Origin of the sequence: Streptomyces sp. S3(2020), from assembly GCF_013044505.1 — a bacterium.
Lineage (GTDB): Bacteria > Actinomycetota > Actinomycetes > Streptomycetales > Streptomycetaceae > Streptomyces.
On sequence record NZ_JABERD010000125.1, the window covers coordinates 1 to 17,490 of the forward strand.

Here is a 17,490-nt window from a genome sequence, read left to right on the forward strand (position 1 = left end):
CCCGCGAACTGCTCGACCTGGTGGGCCTGGCCGACAAGTGCGACGCCCGTCCCTCCCAGCTCTCCGGCGGCCAGCAGCAGCGCTGTCTCTTATCCTGCCCGCCCACACGCTAGTGCACCCGTTGCACCCCTGCACCCGGCCACCGACCTCGTAGCGGCGCCGGCGCTCCTGCCCCCCCGCTCCGCCCGCTCCACCCCACCGGCTCCCACCCTCCGCTCTTCCTCGTCCACGCCGCCGGTGGCACGACCGACGTCTACCGGCCCCTCGTCGAACGCCTCGGCGGGGAGCGGCCGGTGTACGGCCTCGAGCGGCTCGCAGAGGTCCGCACGGTCGCCGAGAAGGCGCGTCGGTACGCCGAGGCGGTGACCGCCGCGCACCCCGACGGGCCCTGCCTGCTGGGTGGTTGGTCGTTCGGCGGGTTCGTCGCGCAGGAGGCGGCCCGACAACTCACGGCGGCCGGACGGGATGTGCGGCTGGTGGTGCTCATCGACTCCGTACGACCACTCCCGCGACCCGAGGACACGCAGGCCGACCGGATCCACGCCCACTTCGCCGGCTTCGCCCGCCATGTGGCCGAGACCTACGGGGTCCAACTGCTGCTCCCGTACGACGAGTTGGTCGCGACGCAGGACGACGGCGAGCGCATCGACACCGTGCTGCGGGCCCTGCGCGAGGCGGCCGACGTACCGCGGGCCGCTCTCGATCACCAGCGGTCCTCCTATCTGGACCTGCGGATCGGCGAGGCCCACCGGCCGGGCCGCCACACCGGGCCGGTGGTCCTGTACCGGGCCACCGACCCGGCTCCGCACACCGTGCGCGACCCGGCGTACGAACGGGACGACGCGTCGCTCGGCTGGGACGAGGTGTGCCCGGACCTGTCCGTCGTCCGGGTCGCGGGGCACCACCTGTCGCTGCTCGACCCGCCGCACGTGGATGAGATCGCCGCCCATCTGCGGTGGGAGCTCGCGAAGGACCGCCGCTGAATCCGATCCGAGGAGAGCCGCCATGCCCGACCGCACCACCGCAGTGTCCCGGCGCAGCACCGGAGTCCCCACCGGAGTGTCCCGACGCGCCGTCACCAGAGCGGCCGCCGCCACCGGCCTGGCCGCCCTCTTCGGCGCCACGGCCACCGGCACCGCCCGGGCGGCCACCGCTGCTCCCGTCGTCACCCAACTCGGCCCCCGCACCCTCGATGTCTCCCTCCCCTCCGCCGCCCTGGGCCGCAGCGCCCCGGTGCGACTGGTGCTCCCCTCGTCCTTCGCCACACAGCCGGACCGGACGTACCCCGTGCTGTACCTCCTCCACGGTGCCCACGACGACTACACGTCATGGACCCGGGAGACGGACATCGTGGCGTTCACGGAGGGGCGCGAGCTGATCGTGGCGATGCCGGACGCGGGGCCCACGGGCATCCCCACCGCCTGGCGGGACGGCCCGGACTACGAGGCCTTCCAGCTCACCGAGGTCCCCGCGCTGCTCACCCGGGACTACCGGGCCTCCGCGGTCCGGGTCCTCGCCGGGGTGTCCACCGGCGGGTACGGGGCGATGGCGCACGCGGCGCGGCATCCGGGGACGTTCGCGGCGGCGGCCTCGTACAGCGGCATCCTCGACACCACGGCCCCCGGCGTGCCCAGCCTGATGAACGCCATCGTGGCCCGCGAGAACCTGGCGCCGCTGTCCCTGTGGGGCAACCCGATCCTGAACCTGCTCACCTGGCGGGACTTCAACCCGCGGGCGCGCGCGGAAGGGCTTCGCGGCACCGCCCTGTACGTGTCCAGCGGCAGCGGGGTCGTGGGCGGCACCGGCGACTGGCTGCCGGAGGCGCTGGAGAGCGCGCTGTGGCCGTCCGCACACGCGTTCACCGACACGCTCGCTGTGCTGCGCGTCCCGGTGACGACTCACTACTACGCGGGAGGAGGGCACAGCTGGGCTTACTGGAAACGGGAGTTCAGCGCGTCATGGCCGATGCTCGCCGGTGCGTTGGGGGTGCCGGCGTGAGGCCGGTGCCGTCGGGGCACGGAACGGAGCGCAGGGGACGTCCGTCCAACCCGGGACTTGTCCCCCGCCCCACGGGCACCGGCCCGCGGGTGAGCCGCCTCCGGGTGAAAGGAGGGTCCGCCGTGGCTGCCCCCACACCGCCGCCCGGCGTACCGGACGGCCCCCGTGCCGCGCCGGTGCCCCCCGAACTGGCCCAGCTGCTGCGCGATCAGCTGGAGGCCGTCGCCGACGAGGTCGAGGCGGAGGTGCGCCGACAGGTCCCGGAGTACGCCCGCCCCGCCGACGGGACGTACGGCACGCACCTGAGATCCGGGGTCGTACAGGCATTGACGCTGTTCGTCGACCACATCGCCGATCCGCACGGCCAGGGTGCCGCGATCACCGCCACGTACTACGAACTCGGGCGCGGCGAGGCCATGGAGGGGCGTGCTCTGGACGCGTTGCAGTCCGCGTTACGGGTCGGCGGTCTGCACGCCTGGCGGTTGATGGGCCGTACCGCGGAGGAGCTGGGTCTGGACTCCTCGGTGGTGTCCGCGTTGGGTGAACTCGCTTTCCAGACGGTGCACGAGGTCGCCGAGGCGGCCGCCGCCGGGTACGCGGAGGCGCGGCTGCGCAGCACGGACGAGTTGGAGCGGCGGCGCCGGCGGCTGCTCGATCTGCTCCTCGGTGAGGGGCCGGTGGCTCCGGAGGCGGTGCGGGATCTGGCGCACGGGGCCCGGTGGTCGGTGCCGGGGCGGGTCGCGGTGGTCGCGCTCGCGGCGACCCCGGAACAGCGGGAGGCGGACCGGCCGTTGGCGGCCGCGGGGGCGCTGGTGGACATGGACTCCCGGCCGCCGCGGATGCTGGTGCCCGACCCGGACGGTTCCGGCCGTTTCGGCGGCCGGGCGTTCACGCTCGCACTGCGTGGCCGGCCCGCCGCGATCGGTCCGACGGTCCCGCTCGACGAGGCCGCCCGTTCGCTGCGCTGGGCCACCCGGGCGCTCGGTCTGATGGGACGCGGCATCCTGCCCCGGGACGGCGTGGTGCGCTGCGCCGACCATCTGTCGACGCTGCTGCTGCACGGCGACGAACCGATGCTCGCCCAGCTCCAGTCACGGGTGCTGGCCCCGCTGGAGGCGGTCGCCGAGGCGCCGCGCGGGCGGCTCGCCGAGACGCTCCTGGCGTGGCTGCTGAGCGGCAGCAACGTGCCCGACGTCGCCGCCCGCCTCCACGTCCACCCGCAGACGGTCCGCTACCGCCTGCGCCAGCTGGAGAAGCTCTTCGGTGACGCCCTGCACGACCCGGGGACCCGCCTGGACCTGATCCTCGCCCTGCGTGCGCAGGCATTGCGGGACGACGAGTCCACCGCTTGGCCGAAGTCACCGCTCAGGGGGCCGACTGACGCGTCACGCGGTAGCGGAGGTAGACGAACTTCGAGTTGAAGGTGCGGGTCTCCACGAGTTCGAGATCCGACCGGCGCTCGTCCCGGGCAAAGTACGGGATGCCACCGCCGACCAGCACCGGGTAGACGATGACCCGGTACTCGTCGATCAGATCCGCCGCGGCGGCCTCGGTGGCGAGCGTCGCGCCGCCGATCGCGATGTCGCCCTCCCCCGGCTCGGCGCGCAGCCGCTCGATCTCCGCCGCGACGCCGCCGGAGGCCAGACGGGCCTGGCCCTGCACCGTCGACAGGGTGGTGGAGAACACCACCTTGGGCAGCGGGTTCCAGAGCGCGACCCACTCGAGTTCGGCTGCACCGAGCGAGGGGTCCTGGGCGGCGGTCTCCCAGTACAGCATCGCCTCGTACAGCCGCCGCCCCATCAGATGGACGCCGACATCCCGGATCTCGTCGATCCAGAAGCGAAAGACCTCCGGGTCGGGCGCCGTCCAGTCGAAGCTGCCGTCCGGCCCGACGATGTAGCCGTCGAGTGAGACGTTCATCGAATAGGTCACGCTGCGCATCAGAAGTCCTCCTCGGGAGCGGGGTTCCGGCGGATCATTTCGTATGGAAAACCATACTCACCTCGGCACAAAAAGACGGGGAATTCCTGAATTCCCGTCCATCACACCCGGTCCCGGAACGCGAATACGTTCGGTACGTCCTTTCCACAGGCGCTCCGCGCGCCCCACCCTCAAAGGATCCCCATGCGTATCCGCTTGTGCCTCGCCGCGCTCTCGCTGGCCGGCGGGGCCGGACTGGCCACCGTCTCGGTACCCTCGGCCACAGCCGCGGCCTGCACGGACATCGACGTCGTCGCCGCTCGCGGCACCTTCGAGCCCGGCACACTGGGATTCATCGTCGGCGACCCGGTGTATTCCGCGCTACAGAGGAAAATCACCGGCAAATCACTGTCCAGCTACAAGGTGAACTATCCCGCGGACCTTTCCCTCACGTCGGCCGCACAGGGCAACACGGATCTGGTGAACCACGTCAGGAGCCAGGCCGCTTCCTGTCCGGACCAGCGGTTCATTCTCGTCGGCTATTCGCAGGGCGCGAACGTCGTCGACAACTCCATCGGTATCAGCAGCGCCGGCGCGGTGGTCGGCAGTCCCATCGTGGCCACGATTCCCACGGCGCTCGAACCCAGGGTCGCCGCGGTCCTGCTGTTCGGCAACCCGATCCGTGCCCTCGGCAAGAGCGTCACCGGCACCTACCAGAGCCGCACCATCGACTTCTGCGCGGCCGGCGACCCGGTCTGCGAGAGCGGTGGGGACGACGTGGGCGCCCATCTCGGCTACACCGCGAACGCCGACGCGGCGGCCGCCTTCGCGGCGACCAGGGTCTGAATCCCGCTCGGACCGCGCACGGCGTGTCCGGGGAGACGGCTCCCGGACACGCCGTGGCGTCCCTGCCCTACCGGACCGTGAGGTAGGCCCGTTCGACGGTCTGGACCAGGGTGTTGCCGTCACGGTCGGTCAGCTCGGCCCGCAGCGAGACGCTGCCCGGCTCGGCCGGGTGCTTGAGCGACAGCCGGTTTCCGTCCACCACCTTCGCCGCGGTCCAGGTCCGGCCCTCGTCGTACGACACCTGGAACGCCAGCTTCTGGGCCGTGGCCGCAGTGGCAGCGCCCTCCACCGTGAAGGGCACCCGCAACCGCTCTCCCGCCTTCGCCGTGCTGGTCGGCGACAGCTCGGGGGAGAAACGGACCACGGACAGCGGCAGCCTGGTCCAGCTGTCCTCGGACGCCTGCGCCGAACGGAACGTCCACTGGGCCCGCACCCGGGTGCTGACCGGGTACATCCCGGGGTCCCGGGACGCGTCGAGGCTCAGCTCGTACGCACGGTCCCCGGCGGGAACGGAGTAGCTGGCCCGGTCCAGGGGATCACCGTTGGTGGGGATCTCCTCGCCGTCGGCGCGGAGCGAGGCGTCCAGTGTGTAGACGCTGGAGCCCACGTTCCCTTCACCGTCGCCGAACAGGGGCAGGACCGCCTTGAGCGTGTTCCCTCGCCGCGCGAGCCCGGGACGCAGGTCGACCGGTTCCCCCGTGACCGTGGGCAGGGAGGGTCCGAAGACACCGATGTTGAGCCTCTTGGTGTAGCTCCTGCCCGGCGCGTACGCCCTGTGCTGCCCCAGCAGCGTGGACAGGGCCGTCCACTGTTCCGCGGAGTATCCCCACTTCACACCGTTGCCGAGGACGTACTCGGTGGTCCGCGACGGCAGTTCCCGCCAGACGGGGGTGCTGAAGTCGGCCGCGAGCCGGTCGTCGGGTGAGAGGGGCATCGCGAAGACGAGCCCGGTGTCCGGGGCGGGCGTGCCGAACGTGAGGTCGATCTTGGCGAGGTCTTTGCGGCGGACGTCGGCCGTGAAGGCGCCGAGTGATCCCGTACGGTTCCACGCCATGCGGTAGTTCACGGCGCGCCCGTCGGCGTCCTCACTCCTCCAGAAGCCGCTGTACTGGGCGTATGCCGCGTTCTTCGGTGCCTCCGGGCCTACGTGGGCGACCTTGAAGTTCTGGAAATCGGGGAAGGCGTAGATCTCCCAGCCGTCGAGGGCGTTCCCGTCGGTGCGGGTGTAGCCGGGTATGAGCTGGGCGTGGTCGTTGCGCGCCGCGGCATCCGGCAGGGTGATCCCCACGGACTCGGTCTTGCGGGCGTCCATGACGATCGTGGTGTCCTTGTCCAACTCCACGGCCGGAGCGAGGAAGTAGGAGTCGGCGGCCGACTCGTCCGCGCCGCCGAGGATCCCGGTGAGCGCGTAACTGCCCTTGGGCAGGCGCACGGTGAGCTCGCCGTCCGAGTCGGCGAGGTCCGCGGTGTAGCTGCGGTCCCGGCCGTTGATCCTCGTCCAGCCGTTGCCGGACGGCTTTCCCTCGTCGTCGAGCTGCTTGACGGTCAGGTTGTACGACTCGGCCTCGCGCTCCACGCCGAACGCGGTGCGCACCGAGGTCCCGCCGTCGGCCGAGGCCGCGGTCACCGAGCCGCCCCAGGAGCCGTAGGTGTCACCGCCGACGCGGGTGTCGGCGGTCACCGTGGTGCTCGCCGTGCCGCCCGCCGGAACGGTGATCTGCCGCGAGGAGATCTCGAACAGGCCCTCGGGGGCGGGCTTGCCGTCCACCCCGAGCGCCTCCACGGACAGGTCCAGGACGACCTGCTCGGTGCCGAGATTGCGGTAGGTGATCTCCTTGGCCACCGGCTGGTCGTCGGTGTGCGGCCACTGCGGCCGGCCGAAGCTGATCGGCCCCTGCTCGGCCACGACGGTCTGCCCGATCGCCCTGGCCACATCGGTACGGCCGGTGCCCTGCTGGTAGGCGCTGTACGGGCCGGGCTTCGCGGAGCCGGTCAGTGCCGCCTTGATCCGCTCACCGGTCCAGTCCGGGTGCTGCTGCGCCAGCAGGGCGGCGGCGCCCGCGGCATGCGGGGTGGCCATCGAGGTACCGCTCAGCTCGGCGTAGCCGGCCGTCCCCGCGGGGTACCACTCCTCCAGCTCGCTCGCGGTGGAGGCGGCGGCCACGATGTCGACGCCCGGTGCGGTCAGGTCCGGCTTGAGGCCGCCGTCCCCGACGCGCGGGCCGCGGCTGGAGAAGTCGGCGAGCTTGTCGTCGCGGTCCACCGCTCCGACGGTCAGCGCGGACTCGGCGCTGCCCGGCGATCCGACGGTGCTCTCGCCGTCGCCCTCGTTGCCCACGGCGATGACGAACAGCGTGTCCGACGTGGCGGAGAGCCTGTTGACCGTCTCCTCCAGCGGGTCGACGCCCATGGTGTCGGTGCCGCCCATGCTCATGTTGACGACGTCGGCGCCCTCGGCGACCGCCCACTCCATGCCCGCGATGATGTCGGAGTCCCAGCCGCCGCCTCCGTCGTCCAGGACCTTGCCGGCGAGGATGCGCGCGCCGGGTGCGACGCCCTTGTACCTGCCCTGGGACTTGGCGCCCGTACCGGCGATGGTGGAGGCGACATGGGTGCCGTGGCCGTTGCGGTCGATGCTGTCCTGCGAGTCGGAGAAGTTGCGTTCGGTGATCTCCTGGCCCGCGAGGTCGGGGTGGGTCTCGTCGACGCCGGTGTCCAGCACGGCGACCTTGACGCCCGTCCCGTCGAAGCCGGCCTCCCAGGCCGTCGGCGCGCCGATCTGGGGCACGCTGCGGTCCAGGTCGGCCTGGCGCTTGCCGTCCAGCCAGACCTTCTCGATCTTCTTGACCGCCGGTGAGCCGGTCAGCCGGGCGGTGCCCTCGCCACCGTCGCCGCCGTCGGTGAAGGTGTCCCAGAACGCGGCCCCGCCGCGCTTGTCGGCCCGTAGCGCCACGCCGTTGACGCTGTCCAGTGTCTGGCTCACGCGGGCCCGTGCGTCACGGAAGGCACTCGCGGCGGGTGTCCCGTCCCCGCCGTAGGTGACGATCAGCGGCATGTCGGAACGCCTCGCGTCGTCATAGCCGTACGCGAGCAGCTGGGTGATGTCGAACAACCGCCGGTCCAGCTTGCCCTGGACCACCGGCAGAGCCGCGTCGCCGGGGGTGACGTAGGTGTGCCCGTCGACCTTCCGGACCGAGAACGAAGCGCCCTCGCGTCCCTTCGCCCGCTCGATCCCGGTGACCGAGCCGTCCTTGGCGACCGTCACTGTGTCACCGGTGATCAGCGTCACCGTCCGGGTGCCCTTGCCTCTCTCGGGAGTGTCCACGGAGGCGGCGACGGCCCGTCCGACGCCGGGAATCGCGGTCGCGGCCAGTACGACGGCCAGGGCGATCACCGCCGGCGGGGTCGCCGTACTTAAGTGTCTGCTGGGGGGTGTGGGTATGCGCATTGCCTGTCTCTCGTCTCGGGCGTCGCGGAAACGATCACGCGCTACGAGGCTGCAACCGGCTTGTGACCGGGCCTGGACCGCCCGATAACGGAACGGCAACGGCGGCCGCGGTCCACGCCTGGACCGGCCTAGTCGGGGTTTCGCGCGAACTCCGTCAGGCTCGTCGAGACGGCTTCGGGACGGCCGTTGTTCTGGAGGGGCGCGGCGGTCAGCACGTCGAGGTGCTGGTAGCCGTCGGCGACCACGGGGTCCAGGTCCGTCGGGACGCGGCCCGCCAGCAGGCCGTCGCCCGCGAGCACGGTGAGCGTCGGGTTGGCGGTGAGCCCTTCCGGGTGCACGACGAGGCGCTTCACCTGGGGTGAGGTGGCCAGTTGGAGGTCGGTCACCAGTTTGGTCGGGAAGTACTGCTCGGTGAAGTCCAGAGGTTGCTCGGCCATGCTGCGGGCCAACTCCTGGATATCGGTGACCTCCTTGCCCGCGTCGGTGAACGGTGTCCCGTCCACCGACCGGTACCCGGGGTCGTCGGGGTCGCCGACGCGGTCGTAGTTGCGCCAGGTGTAGAGCGGCCCGCCCGGCCGGTCGGGAATGGCCTTGTACTCGCCGCCGAACAGCGCCGGTTGCGCCTCGCTCCCGTTGGCGACGGGGAAGTTCTTGTCGACGACGGGACCGCCGTCGAAGAAGCCCACGCTGCTCTGCAGGAACGCCAGCGGCACGGAGTGGTCGTCCATGAGCGAGCCGAGGACCGCCTCGTTGGTGAGCCGGAAGTCCTTCACCGCGGGAGATCCGGTGAGGAAGGTGGCGGTGTCCTCGGAGAACAGGAAGCGGTTGGTGACCTCGATGTTGGTGTTGGCGGGCAGATAGCGCGGCAGGTCGGCCTCGCCGTCCGGATCCCGCAGCGCGCCCAGGCCGGATATGGCCAGCAGGGTCATCGTCTCCGGGTTGAGAAGCACCGGCGCGGACAGGGTGCGGGGCAGCAGGCCGCTGTCGAGCCCGGCCTGGACCACGCCGTAACCGAGGCCCACATCGGGCAAGTTGGTGTCGTCCGGGATGCTGCCGCTCAGATCGGCGAGCGAGGTGGAGACGGTGGTGTCGAGGGCGAAGTAGCCGGCGCACTGGCGGTGCCCGGCGTCCGCCGTGGTGGCCCGGTCGCCGTCGAAGTCGGCGGTGGCGAAGTACCCGGTGATCACCCCTCCCAGCGAGTGTCCGCCGCACAACACCTTCTGCTCGCGCAGCTGTTGGTCGGGCAACTCGGCGGTGAGCAGGTCGTACTGGTCGCGGACGGTCCGCTCGATACCGAGCTTCGCCATCCACCCCAGGTCGCCGTCGCCGACGAAACCGTCAAAGGTGCGGCCCCCGACCTGCTTGTCCCGGTAGTAGTAGTCGACGGCCGTGTGCTGGTCGCCGGAGGCCACTCCGGTGCGGTCCTCCAGGCAGTTGGAGCGCCGGTCCAGGGCCCAGAACTCGATGTGCCGCCCCTGTGCGGCGGCGCGGGCCACGGTGTTGCGGGCGACGCTGTCGAAGGCGCCGGCGCCTTCCAGGATTCCCGGCTGGGCGACGAGGATCCGATCGGCGTCGGCCGAGCGAGCCGGTCCGTCGGCGGCCCGGTAGCGCAGGTACGACAGCCAGTCGCACGCCGCGGGGCGCGCCCCGAAGGACGCCGGCAGCGGCGCCCTCACCCGCACCGACGTCTCGGTCACACCGTCGACCGGGCTCGTCGACACCACGGCCGTCTCGGTCCGCGCGTCCTCGCCCCGGGCATCCGGGGCGGCCCCGGTGAACGCCCCGACGGTCAGCAGCGCCGCCAGCGCGCAACTCCGCGGCGTCCTCAGGGACTTTCCTCTGCTGCGACTCGTGTCCATGCCGGGACGGTAGGACCGCGAAACCGGCCCCACCGACCCATGCTCACAACAACGCAGCCCCGGCCGGCACCTTTGTCACCAGGCCCCAACTCCATCCCCAACAGCCTTATGCCGTACGGCTGCGACGACGGTGACGGTCACCGGCGAAGGCGGGGCGCGAGCACCGTGCGTACGGCCTTGGTCACGTTGCTCGCGGCGGATCCGTCCTCGTCCCCGGATTCCGGTTCCAGCACGCGCTGGATCTGCAGCAGCAGTTGGCTGGTCGACCGCCACAGCGGGACGAACATGCCGGCGACCGGTCCCACGCCCTGGACCGGGCCGCCGGACAGTTCGGTGACCTTCTCGGCGAGCGCGAGTGTCGCCGGGTCCCGCAGGATCAGCTGCACCTCACCGTCGACCAGCCGGATCTCCATCCGCCGCGCGGCGGCTTCCTCCGGGTTCGCGTCCGTGGTCGTCTCCGGATCCAGTTCGTCGATCTTCGCGGCGACCGTGTCCGGGTCGACCCCGAGTTCGCGCAGCACCCTGGCCGCCATGCTGTTCTCCGCCCGCAGCATCGCCTCAAGAAGGTGATGGCTGCCGACCGGTGCGCCACCGGCCAGTGCGCTGGCGACGGACACGGTGTCCTCGGTGGCCGGTGTGCCGGTCGGCCACGGGCTGGGCGCGACGTCCCGCGACCCCTGCGACGACGCCAGTACGGCGGTACGGACCTTGCTGATCGGATCGATCCGCTGGGCCAGTGCCTTCGCGCCGAGGCCCTCGCCTTCCGCGGCGACCAGGGCGAGCAGGATGTGTTCCGTGCCGATGGAGGTGTGGTGCAGCTGATGCGCCTCTCGCAGGGCGAGGTCGAGCGTCTTCTTCGCGCTCGGCGCGAACGGGATATGGCCGCTCAGCTCCTGCGTGCCGGGCTCGGCCAGCGCGGCGATGTCGGCCCGCGCGGTCTCCTTGTCGTACCCGAGCTGGTCCAGGACCTTCGCCGCCGTGCTGTCCGGCACGCCGAGCAGCCCCAACAGGATGTGCTCCGTGCCGATGACAGGGTTGAGAGCATGGAAGCATGACTTTCGAACGGTTCTCGGTGAAAGCCCGCAAGGTGGTCGTCACGGCCTGTTCGAGCGACTGGATGAGAGTCCCTGGGTCACTCTGGCCAAGGCGGAGACCGAGACCGGCGTCTCCCGCTCGGCCCTGCGGTCCTGGTACCGCAACGGCGAGATCCGGTCCCGACTGGTGGACGGCCCGAACGGGCCGCAGCGCCTGGTCCAGCTGGACGCGGTCATCGAGCGCGCCGCCACGTCACCGCGCATCCAGCGCAGGGCGGAGCGGGAAGTCAGCCTGGAGGCCCAGGTCGCCCTGCTACGGCACCGGGTGGACCAGCTCGAACTGCGGCTGGCCGCGCTGGAGCGGGAGTGACCGGCGCGAGCCGCACAGTCGGACGGGTCGAGGCCCGCCGGGTCAGACGTGGGTGAGGAGGCGGTCCAGCGGCCGGGGGACCCGTTCGAGATCCAAGTGCGCGACGAGCGCCCCCGCGTAGAGGGCCTTGCGGCCGCTGTGTGTTCCCATGAAGCGCCGCAACTGGTGCTCCACGGGCCGTTCCCGCTGTGCCGGCTGCCCCTGGAAGGTGAGGAAGGGGCGCATCTCGCCCTGGGCCTCGATCACCTCCTGCACGCTCTCGGCCCCGAGCGCACGGATCAACTCGTCCTCCAGGTCGGCGACACACACGTGGAACCCGAGCGTCTCCAGTCCGGCCTGCGAGAGACCTGATCCCAGGCCGACCCGTCCCAGATGACGTCGGAAGTGCCGTTCCTCGCCGATGTCGCAGAGACCGGCCAGCGGCAGGCCGAGCCCCGTGGGACCGCACACGTCCAGGAAGCGCCCGATGTTCGTCGCACCTCCCAGCGGTACGACCGCGACGCCCTCCGCGTCCAGGTCACGGCCGTGGCGCATGGCCAGCGCTTCCAGCGCGACCTGATCGCTGTTCCCCTCGACGAGGACGATCGTCCGCACACCGCCGGACAGTTCCCGCGCCGCCGCGGCGGCTTCGTCCGCCCCTGCCCCGCCGGCCGCCCACGCGACCACGGCCCGCCGGAATCGCCCCAACTCGTCCACGAGACCTCGCTTCCCGCCGCCATCGTGACACGGCCGAGATCCCGTACGCACACGGCTTTTCCGCAGGCGACGCCTTGAGAGGCCGACAGGTGCGGGCGACTCGGCCACATCGCCCTGGGCATCGAGCCGACACGAAGGCGGCACGATGGCCTGAGTAGCCGTCAACTACGTTCAGACGCCGACAGATTGGAGCCGACAAACAGCGTGTAGTGTCCCCTTGCGTGCTGGCTGAACGACGACACCAACTCATCTTGCGGGCCCTGCGTTCCGGCGGCACCGCTTCCGTGGCCGAGCTCGCCGAGCGGCTCGACTCCAGTGCGGCGACCATCCGCCGTGATCTCCTCAAGCTGGAGGCGGACGGGCTGCTCACGCGTGTTCATGGTGGCGCGGTGATCGACGAGGAGCGAGCTCCCTTCGACGAGGCCGCCGAGGTCCTGGTGGCGGAGAAGGACGCCATCGCGGCCCGGGCGGCCACGCTGATCGAGGACGGCCAGTCGATCATTCTCGACAGCGGAACCACGGTCCACCGGCTGGCACGTCGACTGCACGGACGCCGGCTCACCGTGATCACCAACAACCTCGCCGTGTATGACGAGCTCATCGGCGACGAGACCATCGACCTGATGCTGCTCGGCGGCATGGTCATACGTGAGTCGCGCATGCTGGACGGCTTCATGGCGGAGGACAACCTCCGCCAAGTTCACGCCGACTGGCTGTTCATGGGTGCTTGTGGCCTACGCCCCGGGGGTCAGGTCATGGACACCACCGTGGCCGAGGTGCCCGCCCGACGCGCCATGATCGCGGCCGGCGACAAGGTGGTGCTTCTGGCGGACAGGAGCAAGTTCCCGGGAACCGGCATGGTGAAGATCTGTGACCCCGAGGACTTGGACGCGATCGTCACCGACGCACCGGAGGACGACGCGACCTGTACGTCCCTGCGCGAGGCCGGCGTGACGGTGATACCGACGGCTCCGGCCACGGTCGACGGCTGACAGAGCACGCGGGAACAGCCGCCGCAGGGACACACTCACTTGAACGGCGGCAGGAGCCGCCCGGGTCAGCGCTCTTCGGCATGACATCCCTGTGGACCGCGTCGCTCCGAGGGTGCTCGTGCGGAGATGGGTTCCTGACGTGTGATGCTGGCGCCATGACCGATCAAGGCGAGATCGCCATCGTCCGCTACCCGGACCGGACCGCTTCCGTCGAGGACGGACTGGCCGCGTTGCTGACGGCCTACCACCTGCGGACGGAGGCAGAGAAGGGTGAGGCCGTCGCCGACGTGGACGGGCTGCCGAAACGCTATCGGGCGGAGATCTCGCACCCGCGGACCGCGTTCGGGAACGATGTCGTGCTGGTGGCGCTGAGCGGGGACACCGCTGTCGGCTGTCTGGTGGTGACCGGCCCGGTCGACGGGCAGGCGGAGGTCAAGAGGCTGTGGACGGACCCGGCGTTCCGGGGCCGGGGTATTGCGTCCGACCTGCTCGCCGCCGCGCTCGCGCATGCCGAAGAGAGCGGCGTGAGCACCGTGCGGCTGTCGGTGTGGAAGTGGCGGACCGGGGCCATCGCCCTGTACGAGCGGTTCGGCTTCACCGTCACGGAGTCATGGGACGAGCGGGACCAGCTGGTGTGCATGCAGCGCGCCATGTGAGCGGTCGCGGCCATGCGCGGGCCCATGTCCCCGTCCGAGCGGGAGACCCGGCGGCCCACCCGCTACCGTCGCCCCATGGAACGGGCCACCATCCTGAGCAGCCTCGCCGCGAGGAGAACCGACACCACCCCGCGGCGACTTACCGAACTCGCCGCCGAACTCGGCATACCGGCGGCCGACCTTCTCGTCGTCGCGGGCCACCCCGTGCCGACGGCACTCCTTCCCCCTGAGCGTGACGCACGGGTCATGAGGGCGTTCTCCTACCGCGTCAGTCACTGCGACCACTCCCAGCTCGCCGCGTTGGAGGCCTTCGTCCACTCGCTGCCACGCGTCGCCGCCCCGGAACCGTTCCAGGAGCCGGCATGGCCGGGACGCCGTCCCGCCGAGACCAGGTTCGCCGCCGTGCTCGGCGCGCTGATCCGCAATCGCGGCTTCGGTATTCGCGAGCTGCCCTTCCTGGGACTGTCGCACAGCACGCTGCACGGGATGGTCTGGCGCTGGGACCCGAGTCCGCACCGCCGCCAGCAACTGTCCGCCGTGGCCGGTCCGCTGGGCTGGACGCTGCCCGATCTCTTCGCGGTCGCCGATGAACCGTACGCGGAGGAGATCCGCCCGATGCTGCACTGCCACCACCTCGGTCGGGTCTTCACGGCGGCCGTCCCTCTGACCACCGCTCAGATGATCGAGACCGCGCGGGAAGCGGATCGGCTGAGCGTGCGTGAGGACCACGGCGCGTGGCAGCCCGTCTCGCAGGGGTTCGCCGAGGAGTGCCCGGACTTCCCGTGACGGCGAGGGGCGTGAACGGGCGCCACCCGGGGTTCGGGGTTTCCCGCCGGCCGGAGACGAGCCGTCAGGTACCGACCGACGGCGGTGCGAGTTCCGCCGCGACCTCGACGGCGATCTCAAGGGCCCGCGCGGCAAGGGGTGAGTGGGTACGTCCGGCCCGCCGGTGCAGGTAGATCTCCCGTGGTGGCAGGGACGGCTGGAGCTCATGGACGCGGAGTCTGTCGTCGGACGCGATGTCGGCACCGCGGATGGCGAGCCAGGGCAGCACCGCCGATCCCAGGCCGGCTCGGACCATCGACAACAGGGTGTCGTTGACCGCGGTGCGGAACACGACGCGCGGACGGGCTCCGCTGCGGGAGATCGCCTGCTCCATCAAGGGCTGGTCGCAGGTCAGCGGCCAGGCCACCATCGGTTCACCGTCGAGCCGCTCCATAGGGACCGGGCCATCGGGGAACGTGCCGGCGCCTGCCACCAGCAGGTAAGGGTCGTCGAGCAGCTTGAGCTGCTCGACATCGCCGTCGATACGGCCGTCGTAGAACAGCAGGTCGAGGTCGCCGATCCGCGGCTGCTCCGGCTCCTCCTCGGACAGCCTGATGTCGCAGCCGGGGTGTTCGTCCCGCAGCCGTCGTACGACCGACGGCAGGATCACATTGGACACGCTCTGGAACGTGCCGATGTCGATCCGGCCGTCCCCCGCCTTGAACCGGTCCACGGCATCGGCCAGCGCCTCCGCCTTCGCCAGCAGTTCGCGCCCCTGCTCCAGGACCACGGAACCCAGCGGAGTGAGCCGCACCTGCCTGGGTCCGCCCGGCCGGTCGAACACCGGACCGCCGACGGCCCTCTCCAACGCGGCCACCTGTTGGCTCACCGTCGACTGGGTGTACCCGAGACGGGCGGCCGCCCGTCCGAACGAGCCTTCCTCGACGATGGCGGCCATCGCCGCCAGATGACGCAGCTCGACATCGCTCACGCATTCCAGCGTAGCCAGGTCGATCGTAATGAGCGATTGAGTCGATCGAAAATCATCGCTTTTCACGATGGAGTCGAAGAACCTAGCGTTGCGGACATGACCTCACATCAGTCTCATGGCGAGCGCGAGCGACTCCTCGAAATCGATGACGTCCAGTTGTGTGTCGAGACCTTCGGAGACCGGGCGGACCCGGCGATCGTGCTGGTCGCCGGAGCGGCCGCGTCGATGCTGTGGTGGGACGCCGAGCTGTGCGAACGGATCGCCGCCCGGGGCCGGTTCGTGGTCCGGTACGACCATCGGGACACCGGCCGCTCGACCAGCTGTCCGCCGGGGCAGCCGACGTACTCGTTCACCGACCTCACCCGGGACGTGCTCGGCATCCAGGACGCCCTGGGCATCGAACGCGCCCATGTGGTCTGTCAGTCGATGTTCGGCGGGGCCGGACTCATCCTCGGGGTGGACCATCCCGAACGGGTCGCGTCGCTGACGTTCGTCTCCAGTTCCACCGGGGCCGACGACCTCCCCTCGCCGTCGAGCGACCTCGCCATGCCGGCCGAGCCGGACACCTCCGACACGGCCGCGCTCGTCGCGTACGTGGTCGCCGGCGCGAAGGCGTACGCCGGTGGCTCACCGTACTTCGACGAGGCCGCGATCCAGGCCCTGGTCGAACGGGACGTGGCGCGCGCCAGGAACTACGCGTCGACCCTGGTCAACCACTTCGCCATCGAGCTCGACGGGCCGGCGCGAGGAGGATTCGGCGACATCGTGGCACCGACGCTCGTGGTGCACGGCGACCAGGACCCGCTGCTGCCGCTGCCGCACGGGAAGGCGTTGCGTGACGCGATTCCCGGCGCGGAGCTGCTGGTCCTTGAGGGCGCGGGACACGATCTGCCGAAGCCGCTGTGGGACGACTTCGTACCGGCCCTGGTGCGGCACACCCGGGGCGGCCGTCCATGAACCGGCTGCGCTCGGCGCTCTGGCTGCCGCTCTTCGACGACCTCGCCGACCCGCGGGTGGTCGCACACCTCGCCGCCGAGGCGGAGGAAGCCGGGTGGGACGGCTGCTTCGTGTGGGATCAGCTGTGCTGGCGGGCGCCGGTCCGACAGGTCGCCGACCCCTGGATCGCGCTGGCGGCGATCGCGGCCGCGACCGAGCGGCTGCGGCTCGGCCCGATGGTGGCAGCGCTCGCCCGTCGGCGCCCGGCCAAGGTCGCGCGGGAGACGGCGACGCTGGATCGGCTCAGCGACGGCCGCCTCACCCTCGGCGTCGGACTCGGCAGCGACCGGTTCGCCGGTGAACTGTCCAGGACCGGGGAGGAACTCGACGACCGACGGCGCGGCAGGATGCTCGACGAGTCCCTGGCAATCCTGGCCGCGGCCTGGTCCGGAGAGCCGGTGCACCACCGCGGCGAGCACTACACGGTCGAGGACATCGCGTTCCTTCCGCGGCCGGTCCAGCGGCCCGGCGTACCGGTGTGGGCCGCCGGGTTCCCCGGGAACCTCAAGCCGGTCCGCCGGGCCGCCCGGCTCGACGGCTTCTTCCCGGCCAACGTCGAGCACCCGGACCAGCTCGCCGAGGTCGTCGGCGCCCTCACCGCACTGCGCCATGGCGAGATGGCCTCGTACGACATCGCCGTCGGTGTCCCGCTCGGTGTCGACCCCGAGCCGTACGCGAGGGCCGGCGCGACGTGGTGGCTCCCGGAGTTCGATCCGGGGGTACGGCTCGACACCGTGCGGGGCGTTCTCCGCGACGGCCCCGCGGCCTGAGGTGGCAGTGGTGTTGTTCGACAGCGACTGGCGGAGCCGCCCGCCTGTTTCCCCCGTGGCGGGCGGCTCCTGGCCTTCGGTGTCCAGAGATCGAAATCGGCGGCGGCGACGTAAGCATCCTGGGCCGCTGGACGACACCGGCCGGAGGC

Annotated in this window: 15 protein-coding genes and 2 pseudogenes; 11 read left to right on the top strand and 6 right to left on the bottom strand. The window is 71.2% G+C overall.

The window, feature by feature from the left end; genetic code table 11:
* From HLK59_RS51340 to HLK59_RS31725, 4 genes and pseudogenes are all read left to right on the top strand, one after another.
* Window positions 1–83, top strand: a pseudogene (locus HLK59_RS51340) (L-cystine ABC transporter ATP-binding protein YecC); the annotation flags it as partial.
* Between the two features lie 189 nt (window positions 84–272).
* Window positions 273–983, top strand: a pseudogene (locus HLK59_RS31715) (alpha/beta fold hydrolase); the annotation flags it as partial.
* Between the two features lie 22 nt (window positions 984–1,005).
* Complete coding sequence (locus HLK59_RS31720) at window positions 1,006–1,998, top strand: alpha/beta hydrolase family protein (protein ID WP_171145009.1); 993 nt, start codon at window positions 1,006–1,008, stop codon at window positions 1,996–1,998.
* Window positions 1,999–2,120: 122 nt separating this feature from the next.
* Window positions 2,121–3,419, top strand: coding sequence for a PucR family transcriptional regulator (locus HLK59_RS31725; RefSeq protein ID WP_171145010.1), 1,299 nt, complete (start codon window positions 2,121–2,123; stop codon window positions 3,417–3,419).
* On the opposite strand, the gene HLK59_RS31730 is transcribed toward HLK59_RS31725, so the two are convergent.
* Window positions 3,364–3,939, bottom strand: coding sequence for a dihydrofolate reductase family protein (locus HLK59_RS31730; protein ID WP_171145011.1), 576 nt, complete (start codon window positions 3,937–3,939; stop codon window positions 3,364–3,366). The genes HLK59_RS31725 and HLK59_RS31730 overlap by 56 nt on opposite strands.
* A 183-nt stretch (window positions 3,940–4,122) precedes the next feature.
* Between HLK59_RS31730 and HLK59_RS31735 the strand changes: the two genes are divergently transcribed.
* Complete coding sequence (locus HLK59_RS31735; protein ID WP_171145012.1) at window positions 4,123–4,764, top strand: cutinase family protein; 642 nt, start codon at window positions 4,123–4,125, stop codon at window positions 4,762–4,764.
* A gap of 67 nt (window positions 4,765–4,831) precedes the next feature.
* On the opposite strand, the gene HLK59_RS31740 is transcribed toward HLK59_RS31735, so the two are convergent.
* The 3 genes from HLK59_RS31740 to HLK59_RS31750 all read right to left on the bottom strand — a co-directional run bounded on the left by HLK59_RS31740 (window position 4,832) and on the right by HLK59_RS31750 (window position 11,099).
* A complete protein-coding gene (locus HLK59_RS31740) occupies window positions 4,832–8,158 on the bottom strand; it encodes a S8 family serine peptidase (protein WP_346779853.1) in 3,327 nt (1,108 codons plus the stop codon).
* A gap of 182 nt (window positions 8,159–8,340) precedes the next feature.
* Complete coding sequence (locus tag HLK59_RS31745) at window positions 8,341–10,071, bottom strand: hypothetical protein (RefSeq protein ID WP_171145014.1); 1,731 nt, start codon at window positions 10,069–10,071, stop codon at window positions 8,341–8,343.
* Window positions 10,072–10,208: 137 nt separating this feature from the next.
* Complete coding sequence (locus HLK59_RS31750; RefSeq protein WP_171145031.1) at window positions 10,209–11,099, bottom strand: Clp protease N-terminal domain-containing protein; 891 nt, start codon at window positions 11,097–11,099, stop codon at window positions 10,209–10,211.
* 193 nt (window positions 11,100–11,292) lie between these two features.
* Here HLK59_RS31750 and HLK59_RS51345 point away from each other — a divergent pair, with 193 nt between their 5' ends.
* Complete coding sequence (locus HLK59_RS51345) at window positions 11,293–11,475, top strand: hypothetical protein (protein WP_240982750.1); 183 nt, start codon at window positions 11,293–11,295, stop codon at window positions 11,473–11,475.
* Window positions 11,476–11,517: 42 nt separating this feature from the next.
* On the opposite strand, the gene HLK59_RS31760 is transcribed toward HLK59_RS51345, so the two are convergent.
* Window positions 11,518–12,171, bottom strand: coding sequence for an ATP-dependent endonuclease (locus HLK59_RS31760; protein WP_171145015.1), 654 nt, complete (start codon window positions 12,169–12,171; stop codon window positions 11,518–11,520).
* 221 nt (window positions 12,172–12,392) lie between these two features.
* On the opposite strand from HLK59_RS31760, the gene HLK59_RS31765 reads away from it, so the two are divergent.
* The 3 genes from HLK59_RS31765 (at window position 12,393) to HLK59_RS31775 (ending at window position 14,605) form a co-directional block, all read left to right on the top strand.
* Window positions 12,393–13,163, top strand: coding sequence for a DeoR/GlpR family DNA-binding transcription regulator (locus HLK59_RS31765; RefSeq protein ID WP_171145016.1), 771 nt, complete (start codon window positions 12,393–12,395; stop codon window positions 13,161–13,163).
* A 155-nt stretch (window positions 13,164–13,318) separates the two neighbouring features.
* The gene (locus HLK59_RS31770) at window positions 13,319–13,819 is read left to right on the top strand and encodes a GNAT family N-acetyltransferase (protein WP_171145017.1); all 501 of its coding nucleotides are present in this window, start codon (window positions 13,319–13,321) and stop codon (window positions 13,817–13,819) included.
* 75 nt (window positions 13,820–13,894) lie between these two features.
* Window positions 13,895–14,605, top strand: a complete 711-nt coding sequence (locus tag HLK59_RS31775) for a hypothetical protein (protein WP_171145018.1) — start codon at window positions 13,895–13,897, stop codon at window positions 14,603–14,605.
* Window positions 14,606–14,669: 64 nt separating this feature from the next.
* Here HLK59_RS31775 and HLK59_RS31780 read toward each other — a convergent pair whose 3' ends face one another.
* Window positions 14,670–15,575, bottom strand: coding sequence for a LysR family transcriptional regulator (locus tag HLK59_RS31780; protein WP_171145019.1), 906 nt, complete (start codon window positions 15,573–15,575; stop codon window positions 14,670–14,672).
* Between the two features lie 96 nt (window positions 15,576–15,671).
* Here HLK59_RS31780 and HLK59_RS31785 point away from each other — a divergent pair, with 96 nt between their 5' ends.
* Window positions 15,672–16,532 carry an alpha/beta fold hydrolase gene (locus tag HLK59_RS31785; protein WP_171145020.1) on the top strand — a complete coding sequence of 287 codons (861 nt, stop codon included), beginning with the start codon at window positions 15,672–15,674 and terminating at the stop codon, window positions 16,530–16,532.
* On the top strand, window positions 16,529–17,341 hold the full coding sequence (locus HLK59_RS31790; RefSeq protein ID WP_171145021.1) for an LLM class flavin-dependent oxidoreductase: 813 nt from the start codon (window positions 16,529–16,531) through the stop codon (window positions 17,339–17,341). The genes HLK59_RS31785 and HLK59_RS31790 overlap by 4 nt, the downstream gene beginning before the upstream one ends.
* Window positions 17,342–17,490: the final 149 nt, after the last annotated feature.